Here is a 1,583-nt window from a genome sequence, read left to right on the forward strand (position 1 = left end):
TACGATAAAGCTAGCATGGAAACGATAGGTGCAAGCAAGTTAAGGGTTGCATCGCGCATGTCAATCTAGGCTATACCCTAACTTGATGTCAGGCAGGGCCGCGCCGCTTCGTCAGTGTCATTTTCAGAAGACGACTGCACCAGTTGATTGGGCGTAATGGCTGTTGTGCAGCCAGCTCCTGACAGTTCAATATCAGAAGTGATCTGCACCAATCTCGACTATGCTCAATACTCGTGTGCACCAAAGCGAGGTGAGCATGGCGACGGACACCCCACGGATTCCAGAACAAGGCGTGGCCACTCTGCCTGATGAGGCTTGGGAGCGTGCGCGCCGTCGTGCGGAGATCATCAGTCCGTTGGCGCAGTCGGAGACGGTCGGGCACGAAGCGGCCGATATGGCGGCTCAGGCGCTGGGCTTGTCTCGGCGCCAGGTATACGTTCTGATCCGGCGTGCCCGGCAAGGCAGCGGCCTCGTGACGGATCTGGTGCCCGGCCAGTCCGGTGGAGGTAAAGGTAAGGGGCGCTTGCCGGAACCGGTCGAGCGCGTCATCCACGAGCTACTGCAAAAGCGGTTCCTGACCAAGCAGAAGCGCAGCCTAGCGGCCTTTCACCGCGAAGTCACTCAGGTGTGCAAGGCTCAAAAACTGCGAGTGCCGGCGCGCAATACCGTGGCCTTACGGATCGCTAGCCTTGACCCGCGCAAGGTCATCCGCCGGCGGGAAGGCCAGGATGCCGCTCGTGACCTACAAGGTGTGGGCGGCGAGCCTCCTGCCGTGACCGCGCCGCTGGAGCAGGTGCAGATAGACCATACGGTCATCGACCTGATCGTGGTCGATGACCGCGACCGGCAACCTATTGGCCGCCCGTACCTGACCCTCGCCATCGACGTGTTCACCCGCTGCGTGCTCGGCATGGTCGTCACGCTGGAAGCGCCGTCTGCCGTTTCGGTTGGCCTGTGCCTCGTGCATGTCGCCTGCGACAAGCGCCCTTGGCTGGAAGGACTGAACGTGGAAATGGATTGGCAGATGAGCGGCAAGCCCTTGCTGCTCTACCTAGACAACGCGGCCGAGTTCAAGAGCGAGGCCCTGCGCCGGGGTTGCGAGCAGCATGGCATCCGGCTGGACTATCGCCCGCTGGGACAGCCGCACTATGGCGGCATCGTGGAACGGATCATCGGCACGGCGATGCAGATGATTCACGACGAACTGCCGGGAACGACCTTCTCCAACCCTGACCAGCGCGGCGACTACGATTCCGAAAACAAGGCCGCCCTGACGCTGCGCGAGCTAGAGCGCTGGCTCACATTGGCGGTCGGCACCTACCACGGTTCGGTGCACAACGGCCTGCTCCAACCGCCGGCCGCGCGCTGGGCCGAGGCCGTGGCGCGTGTCGGCGTACCGGCCGTCGTCACACGCGCTACTTCGTTCCTGGTCGATTTTCTGCCGATCCTCCGGCGCACGCTGACCCGCACCGGCTTTGTCATCGACCACATCCACTACTACGCCGATGGGCACTGTTGCAAATAGTCGGTGGTGATAAACTTATCATCCCCTTTTGCTGATGGAGCTGCACATGAACCCATTC

Annotated in this window: 1 protein-coding gene; it reads left to right on the top strand. The window is 61.8% G+C overall.

The annotated features are described in order from the left end of the window. Positions 1-256: 256 nt before the first annotated feature. Positions 257-1,525, top strand: coding sequence for a DNA-binding domain-containing protein (locus tag PG898_RS21120; RefSeq protein ID WP_000179845.1), 1,269 nt, complete (start codon positions 257-259; stop codon positions 1,523-1,525). Positions 1,526-1,583: the final 58 nt, after the last annotated feature.

This window comes from Aeromonas sp. QDB31, assembly GCF_027707605.1.
GTDB classification, from domain to species: domain Bacteria; phylum Pseudomonadota; class Gammaproteobacteria; order Enterobacterales; family Aeromonadaceae; genus Aeromonas; species Aeromonas media.